The organism is Endozoicomonas sp. ONNA1 (assembly GCF_024606325.1).
In the GTDB taxonomy this organism is placed as follows: domain Bacteria; phylum Pseudomonadota; class Gammaproteobacteria; order Pseudomonadales; family Endozoicomonadaceae; genus Endozoicomonas_A.
On sequence record NZ_JAHHPN010000109.1, the window covers coordinates 1 to 1,803 of the forward strand.

At 48.5% G+C, this 1,803-nt stretch carries 1 protein-coding gene; it reads left to right on the top strand.

All coding sequences use genetic code 11. The features are described from left to right. Positions 1-325 precede the first annotated feature (325 nt). On the top strand, positions 326-1,777 hold the full coding sequence (locus tag KDK19_RS02415; protein ID WP_257291278.1) for a hypothetical protein: 1,452 nt from the start codon (positions 326-328) through the stop codon (positions 1,775-1,777). The last annotated feature ends 26 nt before the right edge of the window (positions 1,778-1,803 follow it).

The following is a 1,803-nucleotide window of genomic DNA, read 5'->3' on the forward strand; positions in this document are numbered from 1 at the left end:
CTCCGCCAGTCTCATCACTGAGCTCAATAAGCAGGAGAGGTGCCATGTCCATGCAGCTCTCCGGCATTATTCCACAGGCGACTGTTCTCGATAACAGCCACTGATGTGAGTGACGATGACATGACACACTCCACCTTTTTCAGCCGCCTCACCCACCATTCTGGCTGTACTATGCATAAATTGAGGTCCAACTTTTTCCAGAACAGGCTCCGTAAAAGTAGCTTTATGCTGTTGATAAAACAGACTTATTGACAAAAAAGGAACCCACACACTGAAAGTCCAGTCTAAGATTACTGTCCTTATCAGCAGTCAAGAGCGAACCGTGATGTTCAGAAAAGCAGTTCTCCTGTTTGTGGTCCTGTCTTCGATAAGCTTCAGTGCCATCCTTCAGGCTCAGGAAGAGCTGGTTTATGTACTCTGGAGCCTCAACTCCCGAGCAGAGATGTATCTGGTTCTTCGTCCGGGCAATGATAAGCCCGGAGTGCTTCTGGCCTCGATCAGGCGGGACATGAGCATCGACGAAGCTTATCTGGACCATGTTGGGAACATTGCTTCCAAAAGAACCCACACAGCCATGAAGAGCGACGATTATGACCCCTCCCGAAACACTGCGGCTGTAGCCAGAAAAATGTCCCGGGAAATGCTTGAAGAGCAGAAGCTGATACTGGCCCAAAGGGGTATAGATCCAGCAAAAACATCCGCTTCATTCCTCTATGCAGCAGCTGGCTTTGATGCCACCAGGGCCAAAGAAGGCGATAAACTTTACACTTACTATGCCCCACAGGATGTTATCGACATTCAGAAACAGGCAGAAACAGCCATAAAAGAAACCTTTCAACAGGGCGGGATAACTTTGGCTGAAATACTGACTACCCGGGATACCGTCCTGATCGGGGAAGCGATGAAATTGATGCAAGCAGAAGATGAGCTGTTTGTGCTTAAAACCACCTACGATCTGGTGTGTTCTATGGAACAGGGCGAGTTAAAAACCGTTGATATGAAAATGCCTTATGGTGATGACAAGAGACTTCCCGGTATTAACATCCCTGGCATTATCCCCCCTGTTACCCCCGTCCAACCGAGACCCGTTAAGAAGCTTCCCAGTGGTAGCGTTTACAGCATCGGAGCCTCCGCCAGTGAACAGTTTTTTACCCTTTTCGAAACAAATTGCACAGACATCATAGAGAGATGTGACGTAACGCTTGCACGATCGGAAAAATATATGTCTGACCATGAGTATAAGGAGCTTGCTTCAGACGCATCTTCTTGCCTTGCCGATGCAAAGTCCTGTCTGGCAGAAGTGAAACTTGAGGCAGGAAAGCTCGCTGCCCTCATTTATCTGAAGAAACACATCGATCCAACAACCTCGGACCAAGAGTTCGTTAACCGCTACGCCCAAGGCAAGAGAACAAACCAGCTGGGCCATAGAATCTTGTTACTCAGACTGCAGGATTCATATCAGGCACCGGCAATTCTCAAAGATTGGTATATTGGCCACATGCAAGCCACCATGCAACCCACTCTGGACGAGATACAAAAACGTGCCGCAGGCCTGATCGCCAAAGCGGCAAAAAAGGGAAAATCCAATCCGCCCCATGTTTACTTTCTGGGGGAGTACGCCGAAATCAACGGGATTGATTTTATCAATGCCTTGTTCAGAAAGCACCTGCAAGAGTGGGGGCTGACTTACTCCATCATCAATAAAGTGCAAACTTCTCAATTGCTAGTAGCTGGAGCTCTGGAGACGCTGGACTCACTCCGCCAGTCTCATCACTGAGCTCAATAAGCAGGAGAGGTGCCATG

Coding starts and splice junctions, on each gene's coding strand:
- KDK19_RS02415 (WP_257291278.1), top strand. CDS start 326: ATGTTCAGAAAAGCAGTTCTCCTGTTTGTGGTCCTGTCTTCGATAAGC.